The sequence below is a fragment of the Brotaphodocola sp. genome (genome assembly GCF_050873365.1).
GTDB lineage: Bacteria > Bacillota > Clostridia > Lachnospirales > Lachnospiraceae > Brotaphodocola.
On sequence record NZ_JBNMIQ010000003.1, the window covers coordinates 155,319 to 172,198 of the forward strand.

At 50.5% G+C, this 16,880-nt stretch carries 13 protein-coding genes; 1 reads left to right on the forward strand and 12 read right to left on the reverse strand.

Features of this window, described 5'->3' with window-relative positions; all coding sequences use genetic code 11:
• Nucleotides 1–15: 15 nt before the first annotated feature.
• On the reverse strand, nucleotides 16–1,320 hold the full coding sequence (locus ACR0QT_RS02960) for a CitMHS family transporter (protein WP_432629413.1): 1,305 nt from the start codon (nucleotides 1,318–1,320) through the stop codon (nucleotides 16–18).
• Between the two features lie 401 nt (nucleotides 1,321–1,721).
• Between ACR0QT_RS02960 and ACR0QT_RS02965 the strand changes: the two genes are divergently transcribed.
• Entirely contained in the window at nucleotides 1,722–2,798 is a 1,077-nt protein-coding gene (locus tag ACR0QT_RS02965; RefSeq protein WP_432629414.1) for a tartrate dehydrogenase, read from the forward strand.
• An 87-nt stretch (nucleotides 2,799–2,885) separates the two neighbouring features.
• Here ACR0QT_RS02965 and ACR0QT_RS02970 read toward each other — a convergent pair whose 3' ends face one another.
• The 11 genes from ACR0QT_RS02970 to ACR0QT_RS03020 form a co-directional block, all read right to left on the reverse strand.
• Entirely contained in the window at nucleotides 2,886–4,373 is a 1,488-nt protein-coding gene (locus ACR0QT_RS02970) for a glutamate synthase subunit beta (RefSeq protein ID WP_432629415.1), read from the reverse strand.
• A 14-nt stretch (nucleotides 4,374–4,387) separates the two neighbouring features.
• Nucleotides 4,388–8,941 (reverse strand): glutamate synthase large subunit, encoded by a 4,554-nt coding sequence (gene gltB, locus ACR0QT_RS02975; protein ID WP_432629416.1) that lies wholly within the window; start codon nucleotides 8,939–8,941, stop codon nucleotides 4,388–4,390.
• 622 nt (nucleotides 8,942–9,563) lie between these two features.
• Nucleotides 9,564–9,830 (reverse strand): HPr family phosphocarrier protein, encoded by a 267-nt coding sequence (locus tag ACR0QT_RS02980; RefSeq protein ID WP_177976893.1) that lies wholly within the window; start codon nucleotides 9,828–9,830, stop codon nucleotides 9,564–9,566.
• Nucleotides 9,831–10,031: 201 nt separating this feature from the next.
• Nucleotides 10,032–10,694, reverse strand: coding sequence for an epoxyqueuosine reductase QueH (locus ACR0QT_RS02985; RefSeq protein WP_432629417.1), 663 nt, complete (start codon nucleotides 10,692–10,694; stop codon nucleotides 10,032–10,034).
• A 138-nt stretch (nucleotides 10,695–10,832) separates the two neighbouring features.
• Nucleotides 10,833–11,963, reverse strand: a complete 1,131-nt coding sequence (rpoD, locus tag ACR0QT_RS02990; protein ID WP_177976895.1) for an RNA polymerase sigma factor RpoD — start codon at nucleotides 11,961–11,963, stop codon at nucleotides 10,833–10,835.
• A gap of 262 nt (nucleotides 11,964–12,225) precedes the next feature.
• Complete coding sequence (locus ACR0QT_RS02995) at nucleotides 12,226–13,140, reverse strand: diacylglycerol/lipid kinase family protein (RefSeq protein ID WP_432629418.1); 915 nt, start codon at nucleotides 13,138–13,140, stop codon at nucleotides 12,226–12,228.
• 110 nt (nucleotides 13,141–13,250) lie between these two features.
• Nucleotides 13,251–14,393, reverse strand: coding sequence for an A/G-specific adenine glycosylase (gene mutY / locus ACR0QT_RS03000; protein ID WP_432629428.1), 1,143 nt, complete (start codon nucleotides 14,391–14,393; stop codon nucleotides 13,251–13,253).
• A 28-nt stretch (nucleotides 14,394–14,421) separates the two neighbouring features.
• A complete protein-coding gene (locus ACR0QT_RS03005; protein ID WP_432629419.1) occupies nucleotides 14,422–15,399 on the reverse strand; it encodes a biotin--[acetyl-CoA-carboxylase] ligase in 978 nt (325 codons plus the stop codon).
• A gap of 3 nt (nucleotides 15,400–15,402) precedes the next feature.
• Nucleotides 15,403–15,708, reverse strand: coding sequence for a DUF6637 family protein (locus tag ACR0QT_RS03010; protein ID WP_177976899.1), 306 nt, complete (start codon nucleotides 15,706–15,708; stop codon nucleotides 15,403–15,405).
• On the reverse strand, nucleotides 15,705–16,700 hold the full coding sequence (argF, locus tag ACR0QT_RS03015; RefSeq protein WP_432629420.1) for an ornithine carbamoyltransferase: 996 nt from the start codon (nucleotides 16,698–16,700) through the stop codon (nucleotides 15,705–15,707). The genes ACR0QT_RS03010 and argF overlap by 4 nt, the downstream gene beginning before the upstream one ends.
• Nucleotides 16,651–16,880: hypothetical protein (locus ACR0QT_RS03020; RefSeq protein WP_432629421.1), on the reverse strand; the 230-nt coding region annotated here is incomplete at its 5' end. The genes argF and ACR0QT_RS03020, both read right to left, overlap by 50 nt.

Here is a 16,880-nt window from a genome sequence, read left to right on the forward strand (position 1 = left end):
TTTTCAAACTAAAAATTAAATCGTGATAATTCCGCTCACAATCGCTGATGCAAGAATGACCATCGAGACGATCCACAGCGGAATAAAGCTGTGTTTCTGGTGCTCCGGAAGTCCGATTTCAGAAAGTCCAATCAACAGAAACGTGGACGGGATCAACGGAGAAATCGGGCATCCAAGCGTCGTATGACCACACATTGCCGCACGACCGATCATCAACGGATCGATACCAAATGCCTGTCCAGCCTCCGCAAAGACCGGAAGAATTCCGTAATAAAAACTATCCGGATCAAACACAAGCGTCAACGGCATGGAGACAACTGCGAGTGCAACCGGCAGATGACGTGCAATCGAAGTCGGAAGGACGGTCACAATTCCATTTGCGATTGAGCTGAGCATTCCGGAATCCTTCATAATTCCGGTGAAAATTCCTGCTGCAAACAGCGTCGATGCCATCAGCATCGCTGCCTGTGCATGGCGGTCAACCAGCTTTCTCTGCAAATCCAAATCCGGATAGTTTACAAAGAATGCGATCACCGTTGCAACCATGAAGCATCCTGCCGGCGGAAGAACTGCAACCGTCAGGCAGATGATCGTAGCCAAAATCAAAATGACATTGAAAATAAACAGATGCGGTCTCTGCAAAGCAATTTCTTCGTCTGTCAGTTTCGTCTGCTCAATCATCGCATTTCCTTTATAATCGATGTTGAGACGTTTTCTCTCTCTGAGTCCGAACCATACCGTGATCGCAAAACATGCCACAATACCTGCAATCTGAGGAATGATCATCGGATTGTAGAGTTCCTGAAGCGATACATTTAACGACATCGAAGCTCGAAGCGTCGGTCCACCCCACGGAACCATATTGACGGTTCCCTCTCCAAGTGCACAGATCGTTGCAAGAATTCTCTTATCCATCTTGAGCTTCTTGAAGATCGGAAGCATTGCCGGAATTGTAATCAGATAGGTGACTGCTCCAGAACCATCCAGATGCGCAATACAGGTAATCACGAGCGTACCGATACAGATCTTTAACGGATCGGTTCCCACAATTTTCAGCACCTGATTTACAATCCGGTCAAACGTTCCCGCATCTCCCATAATTCCAAAGAACAGGACTGCAAAGATAAACATCGTTCCCGTTGGAGCAACTGTCTTTAAACCACTTATTACATATTCAGAAAGTTTTCCGCTCTGTCCGATGACGATACACGCAAGAATCGGAAGTGCAATCAGTGCATTCATCGTAGAAATCTTGTTGCTCAAGAGAAGGACAACTAACAATGTGATCGTTATGATTCCAACAATTCCCAAAACATCCATATACGCGAACCCCCTATACAAAATCTCGCTTTTTTCTTTTGTTCAGATCATCTGTCTCTTTTATATAATAAAATCCTCCTCAAGTGAAATCAAAAAAACAAATGATCACATAACTTTTGATTATCATCTGGCGTCATAAGGATACCCATTTCAAGGTCAAATGCTATAAGGTTTTAGAAAAACTCATAATAACTCCTAGCAAACATTATTTAGGAAGAAAAAGAGGCTTGTTTCCAATATTTTGGTTATGAACTCTTAAAAAAAGATAATTTCACAAATCCACCGATCTGTTAGATAATGAGGCTACCAAATCGTTCAGGTCATCGTTTTTAAGTTTCAAATTCACATGAACAGAATGTATTTAAACAATCATTAATCATCATGAAAAGGAGAAGAAACGTATGGAAAACAAGAAAACTTACAAGATTGCAGTGGTCGCTGGCGATGGAATTGGAACAGAGGTAACCGAGGAGAGCCTCAAAGTTCTCCGGACACTCGAAGAGCTCGATAAGTCCGTGAAATTCGACTTCACCGAGTATCCGTGGGGATGTGAGTACTACTTAAAGACCGGAGAAATGATGCCGAAGGATGGCATTGAGAAGCTGAGCAAGTCGGATGCGATCCTTCTCGGCGCAGTCGGATATCCAGGCGTACCGGATCACATCTCACTGTGGGGTCTGCTCGTTGAGATCAGAAAAGAGTTCGACCAGTACATCAACTACCGTCCGTCCCTGCTGATCAACCCGGATCTCTCCCCATTAAAGGGAATCAAGAAAGAGGATGTGCAAATCAAGGTCATCCGCGAGAACAGCGAGGGCGAGTACGCCGGTGCCGGCGCATGGCTCTACAAGGGAACACCTCACGAAGTTGTCATTCAGGACGGCGTCTTCTCCAGACACGGCTGTGAGCGCGTCATCCGCTACGCATTTGAACTTGCACGCAAGGAACACAAGAAAGTGACCAGCATCTCAAAGGGCAACGCAATGCAGTATTCCATGGTATTCTGGGACAGCATCTTCAATGAGATCTCAAAGGAGTATCCGGATGTCGAGACCGATTCCCTGCTCGTGGATGCAGCTGCGATGACACTCGTCAAGAACCCGAAGAGATTCCAGATCGTCGTAGCTCCGAACCTGTTTGGCGACATCCTGACGGATCTGGCTGCCGGAGTTTCAAACGGAATGGGACTGGCTGCAAGCGCAAACCTGAACCCGGAGAGAAAGTTCCCGTCCATGTTCGAGCCGGTACACGGTTCCGCACCGGATATCGCCGGTCAGGGCAAGTCCAACCCGCTCGCTTCGATCTGGTCCTCCGCCTTGATGCTTGAATTCTTAGGTGAGAAAGACTGGGCTGACCGCATCGTGAAGATCATTTACGACGTTGTAAACGAGAAGAAAGTCCTCACACCAGATATGGGTGGTACCGCAACTACTTCCGAAGTTGGAGATGAGGTGGTAAGAAAATTAAAAGAAGTCTAAAATCTCATGCTATTGCCATAAATAAATACAAACCCCAACCCAAAAAGAGCCAGGAGAAAGAATTCTTTCTCCCGGCTCTTACGCTATTTACGCGAGGTTTGTATATCCCATCAAGAACTTATCCACCTCTTTTGCGACCTCTCGTCCTTCATGGATTGCCCATACAACGAGGGACTGTCCGCGGTGCATATCTCCTGCAACGAAGACTTTCTCGACATTTGTCGCATACTTTCCAGCTTCCGTCGCAACGTTCGTGCGAGCATTTAACTCCACACCAAACGCATTTGCCACATACTCCTGGGTTCCGAGGAATCCTGCTGCGATCAGCACGAGATCTGCCGGTACTTCGCGCTCAGAACCCTCGACTGCAACCATCAGATTTCTTCCGGTCTCCGGATCTTTCTGCGGAACGAGATTGATCAGGACTGCCTTGCAGACTTTTCCAGTCTCATCCTTGATAAACTCCTTGACCGTCGTCTGGTAGACACGCGGATCTTCTCCAAAGACCGCGATCGCCTCCTCCTGACCATAGTCGGTCTTGAGGATTCTCGGCCACTCCGGCCAGCTGTTGCTTGCGGTGCGGGTAACCGGAGGCTTCGGCATCATCTCAAGCTGGGTGACGGATGCACAACCGTGACGGATCGAAGTTCCGACACAGTCATTTCCGGTATCACCACCACCGATGACGATGACATGCTTATCCTTTGCGGAGATGTAGTTGCCATCCTCGAGGTTGGAATTCAGCAGGCTCTTTGTCGTGGATTTGAGGAAATCAACTGCAAAATAGATGCCCTCCGCCTCACGGCCCGGAACCTGAATATCTCTCGGATTCGATGCTCCACATGCAAGAATGATGCTGTCATACTCTTTCTTGAGTCGTCCGGCCTTGTAATTCTTGCCGACATCTGCGCCGGTCACAAAGCGGATCCCCTCCGCCTTCATGACCTCAATCTTGCGATCGATCACAGACTTCTCGAGTTTCATATTCGGGATGCCGTACATCAGCAGTCCGCCGACGCGATCCTCTCTCTCAAACACGGTTACGTTGTGACCGCGCTTGTTCAGCTGATCTGCGGCTGCGAGTCCGGACGGACCGGAACCGATGACTGCAATGCGCTTCTCGGTGCGCATTCTCGGCGGGCACGGACCTGCCTCTCCCGTCTCATATGCGCGCTCGATGATCGCATGCTCATTCTCCTTGATGCTGACCGGATCTCCGTTCAGACCACAGGTACATGCCGCCTCACACGGAGCCGGGCAGACACGGCTCGTGAACTCCGGGAAGCTGTTCGTCTTTTTCAGACGATTGTATGCCTGAGACCAGTTTCCGGTGTAGACCAGATCGTTCCACTCCGGGCAGAGGTTGTTTAACGGACAGCCCGAAACCATTCCGCCAAGTACCATGCCGGACTGGCAGAACGGAACGCCACAATCCATACAGCGCGCGCCCTGCTTTCTCTGCTGTTCCTCTGACAGAGAGGCATGGAATTCATTGAAGTTCTTAATTCTCTCTAATGGAGCCACAGCCTTGCCATTGGCTCTGTCATACTCTAAAAATCCTGTTGGCTTTCCCATGTTCTCTCTCCTCCCTACTTTCTCATGTTGGCATAGAATGCCTCGATCTGTGCCTGCTCACTGCTCAGTCCCTTTTCTTCCATCTGGACAATCGTGTTGAGCATCCGGCGGTAATCATGTGGCATTACCTTCTTGAACTTCGGCAGATACTCTCCGAAATGATCAAGGATGTATTTGCCCTTTTCCGAGTTGGTGTAAGCGACGTGTTCCTGAATCATTTCCTTTAACTCAAGAACATCGTACTTGTTTGTTACCTCCTCGAGAGAAACGAGAGATTTGTTGAGTCTCTTATAGAGATCACGTTTTTCATCCAGAACATAGGCGATACCACCGCTCATGCCCGCTGCAAAGTTCTTTCCGGTTGTTCCGAGGATGACAACGCGTCCACCGGTCATGTACTCACAGCCGTGGTCACCGACACCCTCGACAACAGCGGTCGCACCAGAGTTGCGGACACAGAAACGCTCACCGGCAACACCGTTGATGAACGCTTTACCGCTCGTTGCACCGTAAAGGGCAACGTTACCGATCACGATGTTGTCTTCTGCCTTGAACTGTACGCCCTTCGGCGGGTAAACGACGAGCTTTCCGCCTGACAGACCCTTACCGAAGTAGTCGTTGCTGTCTCCGACAAGCTCAAGCGTCAGACCCTTCGGGATGAAGGCACCGAAGCTCTGTCCACCGCTTCCGCTACACTGGATTGTGAATGTATCCTCCGGCAGTCCATCCGGATAATGGCGGGTGATCTCTGATCCGAAGATCGTTCCGAGTGCACGGTCAACGTTGGAGACATCAACCTGAAGTCCCTTCTTCTGACCATTCATCAGTGCGCTCTTGAGTTTCTTCAAGAATACCTGCTCATCGATCGTCTTGTCGAGCTTGAAGTCATACTCAATCTTATCGTGATAACCGCGCAGAGGCTCTCCCTCATACGGATTGTTCAGAATATTCGACAGATCAACCTTGCTTGCGCGGACGCTCGGGATGTGATCCTTCTTCTTGAGCAGGTCGGTACGGCCAACGAGCTCATCGACGGTGCGGATTCCAAGTTTTGCCATGTACTCGCGAAGCTCCTGCGCGATGAAGTGCATGAAGTTCACAACGTACTCCGGCTTGCCCTTGAAGCGTTTTCTCAGCTCCGGATTCTGCGTTGCAATGCCGACCGGACAGGTATCGAGGTTGCAGACACGCATCATCACACAGCCCATCGTCACAAGCGGAGCGGTTGCAAAACCAAACTCCTCTGCGCCGAGCATGGCTGCGATTGCGACATCACGACCGGTCATCAGCTTTCCGTCTGTCTCAAGGATAACCTTGTCACGCAGTCCGTTCATGATCAGCGTCTGGTGTGCCTCTGCGACACCGAGCTCCCACGGAAGACCTGCATTGTAGATCGAGTTTCTCGGAGCAGCACCGGTACCACCATCGAAACCGGATACGAGGATAACCTGTGCACCTGCCTTTGCAACACCGGCAGCGACGGTTCCGACACCGGCCTCCGATACGAGCTTGACGGAGATTCTTGCTCTCGTGTTCGAGTTTTTCAGATCGTAGATCAGCTGTGCCAAATCCTCGATCGAGTAGATGTCATGATGCGGTGGCGGGGAAATCAGACCTACACCGGTTGTTGAGTGACGTGTCTTTGCAACCCACGGGTAAACCTTTCCGCCCGGAAGCTGACCGCCCTCACCAGGTTTTGCACCCTGAGCCATCTTGATCTGGATCTCCTGTGCACTCACGAGGTAACGGGAGGTGACACCGAAACGTCCGGAAGCGACCTGCTTGATTGCGGAACAACGGTTGTTGTTCTTCGGACCCGGAACGAGACGCTCAAGGCTCTCACCGCCCTCACCGGTGTTTGACTTACCGCCGAGACGGTTCATCGCAATCGCGAGAGTCTCATGTGCCTCCTGGGAGATTGAACCGTAGGACATTGCTCCGGTCTTGAAACGCTTCACAATCGAGTCAACACTCTCGACCTCATCGATCGGGATACCGCCGTTCTCATCGAACTTGAAATCGATCAGGCTACGCAGGTTGACGGTCTGCTCCTCCTCATTGAGCACATGGCTGTACTCCTTGAAGATCTCGTAGCTGTTCGTCCATGCAGCCTGCTGAAGCAGATGGATCGTGCGCGGATTGTAGAGGTGTTCCTCCTGTCCGGCGCGCTCCTTGTGGCTTCCGACGCTCTCAAGTGTCAGATCGGAGTTCAAACCGAGCGGATCAAATGCACTTGAATGCAGGGCATCCACATCGTTTGCAATATCCTCGAGCGTGATACCGCCGACACGGCTCACGGTATCGGTGAAATACTTGTCCACAACGTCCTTGGAAATACCGATTGCCTCAAAGATCTGAGCACCCTGATACGACTGGATCGTCGAGATACCCATCTTCGATGCGATCTTGACAATTCCGTGAAGAACTGCGGAATCGTAATCATCGACTGCTGCATAGTAATCCTTGTCGAGCATCTTTGACTCGATCAGGTAGTGAACAGACTCCTGTGCCAGATACGGGTTGATTGCACTCGCGCCGTAGCCGAGAAGCGTTGCGAAATGATGAACCTCTCTCGGTTCTCCACTCTCAAGGATCAGTGCCATCGAGGTGCGCTTCTTTGTCTTTACGAGGTGCTGTTGAAGAGCAGATACGGCAAGCAGGGACGGGATCGGAACACGATTCTCATCGATGTCACGGTCGGACAGGATGATGATGTTCACGCCGTCGCGGTGTGCACGGTCAACCTCGAGGAAAAGTCTCTCAATTGCCTTCTCAAGGGAAGTGTTCTTATAATAAGTGATCGGGATCGTCTCAACCTTGAATCCCGGCTTGTTCATGTACTTGATCTTTAACAGATCGGTACAGGTCAGGATCGGGTTCTCCACTTTCAGGATGTGGCAGTTGCCCGGTTTCTCCTCGAGGACATTTCCCTCCTCGCCGACATAGACAGTCGTCGAGGTGACAATCTCCTCACGGATCGAGTCGATCGGCGGGTTCGTTACCTGAGCAAAGAGCTGTTTGAAGTAGTTAAACAACGGCTGATGTTTCTTGGAGAGCACGGCAAGCGGGCTGTCTGCACCCATCGCAGAAACTGCCTCAGCGCCGTTGAGCGCCATCGGAAGAATCATCGTGCGGTACTGCTCGTAAGTGTAACCGTAGGTCTTCTGAAGTCTTGCGCGCTGATCTTTCGTGATCTCCGGCACACCCTTGTTCGGGATCGGCAGGTTTTTCAGCTCGACTAAATTAGAATCAAGCCACTCACCGTAAGGCTGGCGGGAAGCGTAACGATTCTTTAACTCCTCATCTCCGACAAGCTCGCCCTTCACGGTATCGATCAGGAGCATCTTGCCCGGACGCAGGCGCTCTTTCTTCACAACATGAGACTGCTCAATGTCGATTGCGCCGACCTCGGAAGCGAGGATCACCTGATCGTCATCGGTGATGTAGTAACGGGACGGGCGCAGACCATTTCGGTCAAGCACGGCACCAATCACATCACCATCAGAGAATACGATCGAAGCCGGGCCATCCCACGGCTCCATCATCGTTGCATAGTAGCGGTAGAAATCCTTTACTTCCTGAGGCATCGACTTGTCGTGTTGCCACGGAGCCGGGATCATGATCATGACTGCCATCGGAAGCTCCATGCCACTCATCACCATGAACTCGAGCGCATTGTCGAGCATCGCGGAATCGGAACCTTCCTGGTTGATGATCGGGAGCACCTTGTACATGTCGGACTTGAAGAACTTCGTCTCCATGTTCTCCTCGCGCGCCATCATCTTGTCGACGTTTCCACGAATCGTGTTGATCTCACCGTTGTGGACGATGAAACGGTTCGGATGGGCACGCATCCAGCTTGGGTTCGTGTTCGTGCTGAAACGGGAGTGAACCGTCGCGATTGCAGACTCATAATCCGGGTCCTGAAGATCCTCAAAGAAGAGTCTCAGCTCCTTCACGAGGAACATGCCCTTGTATACAATCGTTCGACTGCTCATCGATACGACGTAGGTGTCATCGTTACTCTGCTCAAATACACGGCGAGCAACATAGAGACGGCGATCGAAGTCGAGTCCCTTCTCCACATCTGCCGGTTTTCCGATAAAACCCTGAACAATATAAGGCATCTTTGCAACTGCCTTGTCACCGATCAGTTCCGGGTGAGTCGGGAGATCACGCCAGCCGAGGAACTTGAGTCCCTCCTTCTTCACGATGATCTCGAGCATCTTTTTCGCCTGATTTCTTGCAAGTTCATCCTGTGGGAAGAAGAACATGCCGACGCCGTACTCGCGCTCTCCGCCAAGCTCGATTCCAAGAGGCTTTGTCACCTTCTTGAAAAATTTGTGGGAGATCTGAAGCATGATTCCGACACCATCACCTGTCTTGCCCTCTGCGTCTTTTCCGGCGCGGTGCTGAAGGTTTTCCACGATGTGAAGTGCCTGATCTACCGTTCTGTGCGTCTTAATACCTTTGATATTGGCAACTGCTCCGATACCACAGTTGTCATGCTCAAATCGGGGATCGTAAAGACCCGGAGCCTTTTTTTGTGTTCTCTGATCGCTCTCCATTGCTCAATTCCTTTCCGTGTGAGATTGGGGAGTGCGCCTTGGGGATAGGGAAATGATACTAGATTGTGTGGCACACTCGCGGGGTTAAAAATGCTTGCTTCCAGCTGAAACGAAATAAAGTCAAAGTCATCAGGTCTCGCATATCTCGCATAATGGGAATTTTTTTCAGCTGGTGATTTTTAATGATAATGATAATACTACAAGATTTTCCGTTTGTAAACATTTTTTTGCAAGAAATTGTCAGATAATTGGAGAACTTAATATTCTAAAGTTAATAATCTGTCTTTTTCAGAGTTTTTTTGAGTTATATTTCAAGTTGACAGACTTTTCGTTCTTTTTCGGTTCGAGTATGCGGACAGATGTGCGCTTACCGCGCATCTTCTTAATTTTCTTCGGTGAGAAATTTTCCCGTTTTGAAAAATCTGCACCTCTGCGAGCATCAAAGATTCCAAGATTTCAAAAATCACGCGCCAAGTCTCCGCAAGCGTCGACTTGAAATGATGGCAACACAAAAACAGGCTCTGCACGCTTCTTCATCGAAGCCCACAAAGCCTGTCTCTCATTTTTAATAAACTTACTGACTCAAAAAATCAAATCCAAAAATCGCTTCCGCGCGTTGCTCTTACAGCTCGCCCAGTCCGCTCTCGATTGCCTTGCTGATGGTCTCCATTGCAGCTGCCTCATCTTCGCCATCACATACCAGGTTGATCTCGGTGCCGGACTTGATACCTGCTGCCATAACGTTCAGTACGCTCTTAGCAACAACTTTCTTCTCTCCACACTCGATGAAAACATCACACTTAAACTTCATAGCGGTCTGAGACAGAACACCAGCTGGTCTTAAATGCAGTCCTGACGGGTTTACTACGGTAATTTTTTTACTAAGCATGGCTCAAAATCTCCTTTTTTATTATAATATCTCCCTCAAATTCCTGCGGATAAGCTCGGAATTTCTAATTAAAAGTTTATTACAATTTGCCCGAAGTGTCAAGTTAAAACACCCATTAATCCGTCATTTTGTTGTCAATCTGCTACCACCACTGGATCATACGGCATTTTCCGTTCAAATTTTCCGTTCAGAAAATGTCTCTTACTTCTCCTGCATCTCCTGCTTTTCCTGCATTCGCGCCTCTCGCTCAATTGCCTCCGCCTTTGAGAAGGCGCAACCGCAGTAATTCTGGCGGTAAAGCCCGTACTCCGCCGAGAGCTCAACAGAGCGCTTGTAGCCATTCTTTTTCTTGAAATCGGACGGCAGATGGTCGACCTTGTAGATCTCCCCAAGCTCCTCACCGATCTCATTGAGCTTCTGCGCGTTCTTTAACGGACTGATCGTAAGCGTCGTCGCAAAGTAATCAAAATCCCCTTCTGACGCAAGTCTTGCGGACTCCTCAAGGCGCAGGCGGTAACAGCGAAAACACCGCTCTCCGCCCTCCGGCACCTTCTCATAGCCCTTGCTGATCTCATAGAACCGCTCCGGCTCATAAGCACCGACCACAAGATGCACCGGATGGATCACCGGAAGCTCTGCAATCAGCTTTCTAAGCTCCTCCACCCTCTTCTCAAATTCCTCCTGCGGGGAAATATTCGGGTTGTAGTAAAACACCGTGATGTCAAAATACTTTGACAGATACTCCAGAACGTAGCTACTGCACGGTGCACAGCAACTATGCAACAAGAGCCGGGGAACCCGGCTCTTGCTCTGGTTTTCTTCTATGATCTTTTCCAGTTCTTTCTGGTAATTTCTGCGATTCATCTGCACGCCCCATACCTTTGCGCTTATACGCTCTTTTCTGTTTTTAAGTATCTTTAGAAAACCTGTATTTATTCTTTTTCTAATTTTAAATCCAATTTCATTCAGATTCTAAATCTAACTTCATTCAGACTTCAACACTTACAGGAAGTCACGAATCCGCTTGCTTCTCACCGGATTGCGCAGTTTGCGCAGAGCCTTCGCCTCAATCTGACGGATACGCTCACGGGTAACGTTAAACTCCTTGCCGACCTCCTCAAGAGTGCGCGGATGTCCATCCTCAAGACCGAAACGCAGGACGATAACCTGACGCTCACGCTCCTTCAAATCACCCAGAAGTGCATCGATGTGCTCTCTGAGCATGACAGACTCTACATTTCCCTCCGGGGTCACAACGTTGTTGTCTGCAACGAAATCACCGAGGTTGGAGTCATCCTCCTCACCGATCGGGGTCTCAAGGGATGCAGGCTCTCTTGCGATCTGCATGATCTCCATCACCTTGTCCTCAGACATCTCCAGTGCATCTGCAAGCTCTGTCACAGACGGCTCATAGCCGAGTTCCAGAGTCAGCTTTCTCTGCATCTTTGACATCTTGTTGATCGTCTCAACCATATGAACCGGCACACGGATTGTACGAGCCTGATCTGCAAGTGCACGAGTCACAGACTGACGAATCCACCAAGTCGCATATGTACTCAGCTTGTATCCCTTCGTATAGTCAAACTTCTCTACGCCCTTGATCAGACCGAGGTTACCCTCCTGAACAAGATCCAAAAAGCTCATGCCACGTCCGGTATAACGCTTTGCAATGCTGACTACAAGACGCAGGTTCGCCTCAATCAGACGCTCCTTCGCATGCTCATCGCCCTCTGCCTTGCGCTTTGCCAGAGTGATCTCCTCATCTGCGCTCAACAGCGGAACCGTACCGATCTCCTTTAAATACATACGGACCGGGTCCTCTGTGCCAATACCTTCCAGAAGATCCACTGCGTCCAGTTCGATATCTTCTCCATCTTTCAGGAAGCTGTCGTCCATGTCGATGTCATCATCATCAAGAAGAAGCGGTTCCTCCGCCAGCAGGTTATCATCGATTACAGGGACAACATCAATCCGTTTCTGCTCAAGGTAGTTGTAAATCTGTTCCATCTGCTCCGGAGACAGATCATCGCCGACAAAGAAATCATTGATCTCTGTGACATCCAGTGCATTGTGCTTCGTTTTGGCAACTTCCACCAGCTTTTTCAGCTTTTCCAAAAAATTGTCTTTTTCCACAGTAACATCCTTTCGCTTGAAGTGTCAAAGCGGAGCTCATCTCCGCCTCTCTACTGCCATAACCGCCCGACCCTTGACAGTTTCAGATTCCCATCACCTTTTTCCGCCATCTGTTCGGCACGGTCAAAATATGCCATAGAAGAAAATTCCATGGCATAATAAATTCCTACACAACTAATCATTATATAACAGCAGGTTGCGGATTTCAACATTTTTTTCTCAGTTCTTTTGTTTTTTTAAGGGTTTTATTCCATTTTTTCCCCTAAACATCCAAATCTCTGCGAATATTTAAGCATCGCGGAAGATTCTTGATCGTGACCTCCGTCCGGCTTCCACCAAACTCTCCGTCAAGCACCCAGTCGACTTCCTCCTCCGCCTGAATCTCGATCGAGGAAGTCCGGAATTTGTAGACCAGTTCGCTGTCCGGCTCGTCACTCAGGAAAAGTCCCGACACAATCGCACTCAGCTCGAGCGGAGTCTTCGGCGTGCGAATCAGAAGTACCTCAAAGAGTCCGTCGTCGAGGGCGACATTCTGGTTAATCAATCCCTTGAATCCGCCCACGCTCGTCGTGTTCGTCACCATGCCAAAGATGAACTCGCCTTCAAGCGTGCCCTCCTCCCAGGTCACCTTCATCGGGTAAGACTTGATCGAGGCAAGGCTCTTCACGCTCTCAATCATATATGCCTGATGACCGAGAACATTTTTCCGATCCTGAGGGGTCATATAGGAAACTTCGGTGAACGCGCCAAACCCTGCGACATAGACAAAGTAGCGGTCCTCACAGAACAGACCGATATCGATCGGCACTGCGGTTCCGCGGACTGCGGTCTGCGCCGCCTCATATACCTGCTTGGGAAGTTTCAGGCTCGAAGCAAAATCGTTCGTCGAACCGCCCGGAATGTATCCGATCTGCGGTCTACGCTTCTCCTCAATCTCCATAATTCCCGAGATGGTCTCGTTCAGCGTGCCATCTCCTCCACTGCACACAATCAGATCATACTTCGCACCCTCTTTCGATGCGGTATTCTTCGCGTCCTTCGGTGCCTGCGTCACATGAACCTGTACATGATACCCTTCCGCCGAAAAGAGATCCAGAATTTCAAGAAGTTTTCTGCGAATCCGCTCCCTGCCCGACCTAGGATTAATGATAAAAAGCATTCGTTTTTTTGTGCTCATAATACTGTCACCTGCCTCTGTCACTCTTCTGCATGATTCTATCTCATCGATCCCGTCTCATGATTCTATTGATCTTATCCCCTTCACTCATTCCCAACGAAATAAATTACCTACTTTCCAGTTTCTCTCAAAATCTCTTTTGTATACCCGGCAAATGCCCCCGGAAGAGGATAAGTTTCCATCAGCTCCCTGCGTCCCACTGCAAGAAAGCGATCCGGAACCGCTCCGGAAAGCAGTACCCGATATCCAATCATCCTCCACTCGACATGAGAAAAAATGTGTTTTGTCTTAGGCAATACCTCAACCTCAACGACCTGTCCCGGGTCAAACCCGAAGACCTCGGCAAGTCTCTCCGGCTCAAGCTGTCCGTCCGCATTCGGAAGCTCGTAAAGCCCTGCGAGAAGCCCCTGATCCGGTCGTTTTCCGATCGCAATCCTCTGATCCTTATCTTCAAGGATGCACACGGTGCGCTCCTCAATTCTGCGCTGTTTTTTCGGCGTCTTCACCGGAATCTCCCCCGTCAGATTCCGGCGATGTGCCAGACAGAGCGACTCAAATGGACAGACCATGCATTTGGGCTCACCGTTTGGCACACAGACGATTGCCCCGATCTCAATCAACGCCTGGTTGAAATCACTTGCACGCCCCTGCGGGATCACACTCTGAACCAGCGATTCAACTTTTCGCCTCGTCGCCGGTTTGAGGATGTCCTCCTTGCTCGCCGTCAGCCTCGAGATCACGCGAAGCACATTTCCATCGACTGCCGGAACTGCAATTCCAAACGCAATCGAGGCGATCGCTCCTGCGGTGTAGCTTCCGATTCCCGGAAGTTTCAGGAGTTTTCCGTGATCTGCGGGAAGCTCCCCGCCGTGCTCTGCGACAAGCACCTGCGCCGACTTTTTTAAGTTTCTGGCACGACTGTAATAGCCGAGTCCCTCCCAGAGTTTCATCAGCCGGTCATCGGAGACCTCTGCGAGATCTGCGACGGTCGGAAGCGCCTCCATAAACCGCTCAAAGTACGGCTTTACCGCCTCAACTCTTGTCTGCTGAAGCATAATCTCGGAAATCCAGACGCGGTAAGGCTCAGGGTTCTCCCTCCACGGGAGAATCCGGCGATTCTTCTCATACCAAGCAAGCAGAGGACGAACTCCTGCGCGCAGACGCTCCTCCTCCGACATTGGTTTTTCCTCGCTCTCTGCGACCTGAATCCGGTCGTAGAGATGGGTGAGAATCTCCTCAGACTGTTGTTCCATGTGTTCGCTGTGCCTGTCCTTAAACGTATCAAACATATCCATAAACGCCTCGCACAGACACCTCGCCCGACATGACCTCGCGTTTCTCGCCGTCCACCTCGACGATGAGCTCCCCGGTGTCCGTGATTCCGCCTGAAACTCCGACATAATCGCCCTTCGGCGCAAGTACCTTGACCTCGCGTCCGAGATTGACAAGGCGGGCATTGTATTCTTCCTTCAGAAGGCTTAAATCCAGCGTCTTCTTGTAAGTCTCGTAGTACTCCTCCCACGCTTTTAAGATGCTTGCGACAAGCGGGGCACGGCGAACCGGATGACCGGTCTCAATCGCAAGCGAAGTCGCGGTCTTGCTGATCTCCTCCGGAAATTCTTTTGTGTTGACATTGATGCCGATTCCGACAACGACATAGCGAATGCTGTCCTCCTCGGTGCTCATCTCCGTCAGAATTCCACAGATCTTGCGCCCGTTCAACACGATGTCGTTTGGCCACTTGATCTGGCAGTCAAGGCCCGTCTGCTGACGGATTCCCTTCTCCACTGCCATCGCCGTCACAAGCGTCAGCATCGAGGCGTATTCCGGCGCAAAATCAGGGCGCAGGAGGAAGCTCATCCAGATTCCGCTTCCCCTCGGAGAAGTCCATGCACGCCCTCTGCGCCCTTTTCCTGCCGTCTGGATCTCGGCAATCGCAAGAGTCCCGTCCGGCGCTCCATTCTCCGCTATCCGGCGAAGCTCGTTGTTCGTGGAATCAATCTCATCGAAAAACCGAAGATTCCGTCCGAGGCTCTTCGTCTCTAGCACACTCGCAATCTCTGCCTCTGAGAGCACATCTCCGGCACTGCACAGACGATATCCCCGGCTTCTGACTGCCTCAATCTCATATCCCTCTTCTCTCAGCTGTCCGATGACTTTCCAGACCGCTGTGCGCGACACTCCGAGCCGGTCGCAAAGTTCCTGACCGGAGACGTAGCCATCCGTCTCCTTCAGACATGTCAAAATTTCTGTCTTCACTCTCTACCTCCAGATACTGACAGCGCTGATGATCCCGACTGTCAGAAGAAATACCGCAAGCAGTCCATATAAAAGCCCTGCCGTCCGGCCTCTCCGGTCATGTCCTGCCGACTGAAAACGAAACCAGCCATTGACTCCGTTTAAAAAAGACGCCAGCCAGAACACTGCCGGAAACAAGATCCGGTTTTTCACCGGATCTAAGAAAGCCAGCACCACGCAGACGACGACGAGGATTCCCACCACAATGTGAAGCATATCCAAAATCATCGCCATACTGCGCGGATTTCTCTTTTTTTCTCTCAAAATCATCCCTGCTCTCCAAGCGTAGCAACCATAACCGCCTTGATCGTATGCATGCGGTTCTCAGCTTCCTCAAAGACTCTTGAGCACGGTGCCTCAAATACCTCATCGGTCACTTCCATGTCGGTGATGTTAAATCTCTCGCCCATCTCCTTGCCGATCTTCGTCTTCAGATCGTGGAATGCCGGCAGACAGTGTAAAAAGATTGCCTGCTCACCTGCGTTCTTCATCACATCCATCGTTACCTTGTACGGGCTCAGCTCATTGATACGCTCCGTCCATACCTCATCCGGCTCGCCCATCGATACCCACACATCGGTGTAAACGACATCTGCGCCCTTGGTTCCCTCCATCACATCCTCGGTCAGCGTGATCGTACCGCCGGATGCCTTTGCGTACTCCTGGCACTGTGCGACAAGCTCCTTATTCGGGAAGTACTTCTTCGGCGCACATGCGACAAAGTGAAGACCGAGCTTGGAGCAGACTACCATCAGGGAATTTCCCATGTTGTAACGGGCATCACCCATGTATACGAGCTTTACGCCCTTGAGACGGCCGAGCTGTTCGCGGATCGTCAGCATATCAGCGAGCATCTGGGTCGGATGATACTCATTCGTCAGACCGTTCCAAACCGGAACACCTGCGTACTTTGCGAGCTCCTCAACGATCTCCTGACCGTAACCACGATACTCGATTCCGTCATAGATTCTGCCGAGTACGCGGGCGGTATCGGCGATGCTCTCCTTCTTTCCGATCTGAGAACCGGTCGGATCAAGATAGGTCGTACCCATTCCCATGTCATGAGCGGCAACCTCGAACGAACAGCGGGTTCTCGTGCTCGTCTTCTCAAAAATCAAGGCAACGTTCTTTCCTCTCCAGTGGTCAACAAGAACGCCCTCTTTCTTTTTCTTCTTCAGATCTGCGGCAAGATCCAGCAGATACAGAATCTCCTCAGGTGTAAAATCCTTCAGTGTCAGAAAATTTCTTCCCTTTAAATTCATCGTTTTGTCCTCCCTGTGTCTCAAATTCCCAAATGTAATTTTTCAAGTCGACGCTCGCGGAGACTTGGCGCGTGATTTTGGTCAGCTCTGCTGACATCTTCTTATCAAAATCACTGCGCTTCTCCGTTCCACTGCGGTCGGTGCATAACAAGCGCCACTGGCGCTTTGCACCCTCGCGGA

Excerpts from the sequence above, each read along its gene's own strand:
- ACR0QT_RS02965 (WP_432629414.1), top strand. The coding sequence starts at position 1,722 with ATGGAAAACAAGAAAACTTACAAGATTGCAGTGGTCGCTGGCGATGGA.
- argF (WP_432629420.1), bottom strand. The coding sequence starts at position 16,700 with ATGAATTTAAAGGGAAGAAATTTTCTGACACTGAAGGATTTTACACCT.
- ACR0QT_RS02970 (WP_432629415.1), bottom strand. The coding sequence starts at position 4,373 with ATGGGAAAGCCAACAGGATTTTTAGAGTATGACAGAGCCAATGGCAAG.
- ACR0QT_RS02960 (WP_432629413.1), bottom strand. The coding sequence starts at position 1,320 with ATGGATGTTTTGGGAATTGTTGGAATCATAACGATCACATTGTTAGTT.
- ACR0QT_RS03010 (WP_177976899.1), bottom strand. The coding sequence starts at position 15,708 with ATGATTTTGAGAGAAAAAAAGAGAAATCCGCGCAGTATGGCGATGATT.
- ACR0QT_RS02985 (WP_432629417.1), bottom strand. The coding sequence starts at position 10,694 with ATGAATCGCAGAAATTACCAGAAAGAACTGGAAAAGATCATAGAAGAA.
- gltB (WP_432629416.1), bottom strand. The coding sequence starts at position 8,941 with ATGGAGAGCGATCAGAGAACACAAAAAAAGGCTCCGGGTCTTTACGAT.
- mutY (WP_432629428.1), bottom strand. The coding sequence starts at position 14,393 with ATGGAACAACAGTCTGAGGAGATTCTCACCCATCTCTACGACCGGATT.
- ACR0QT_RS02995 (WP_432629418.1), bottom strand. The coding sequence starts at position 13,140 with ATGAGCACAAAAAAACGAATGCTTTTTATCATTAATCCTAGGTCGGGC.
- ACR0QT_RS02980 (WP_177976893.1), bottom strand. The coding sequence starts at position 9,830 with ATGCTTAGTAAAAAAATTACCGTAGTAAACCCGTCAGGACTGCATTTA.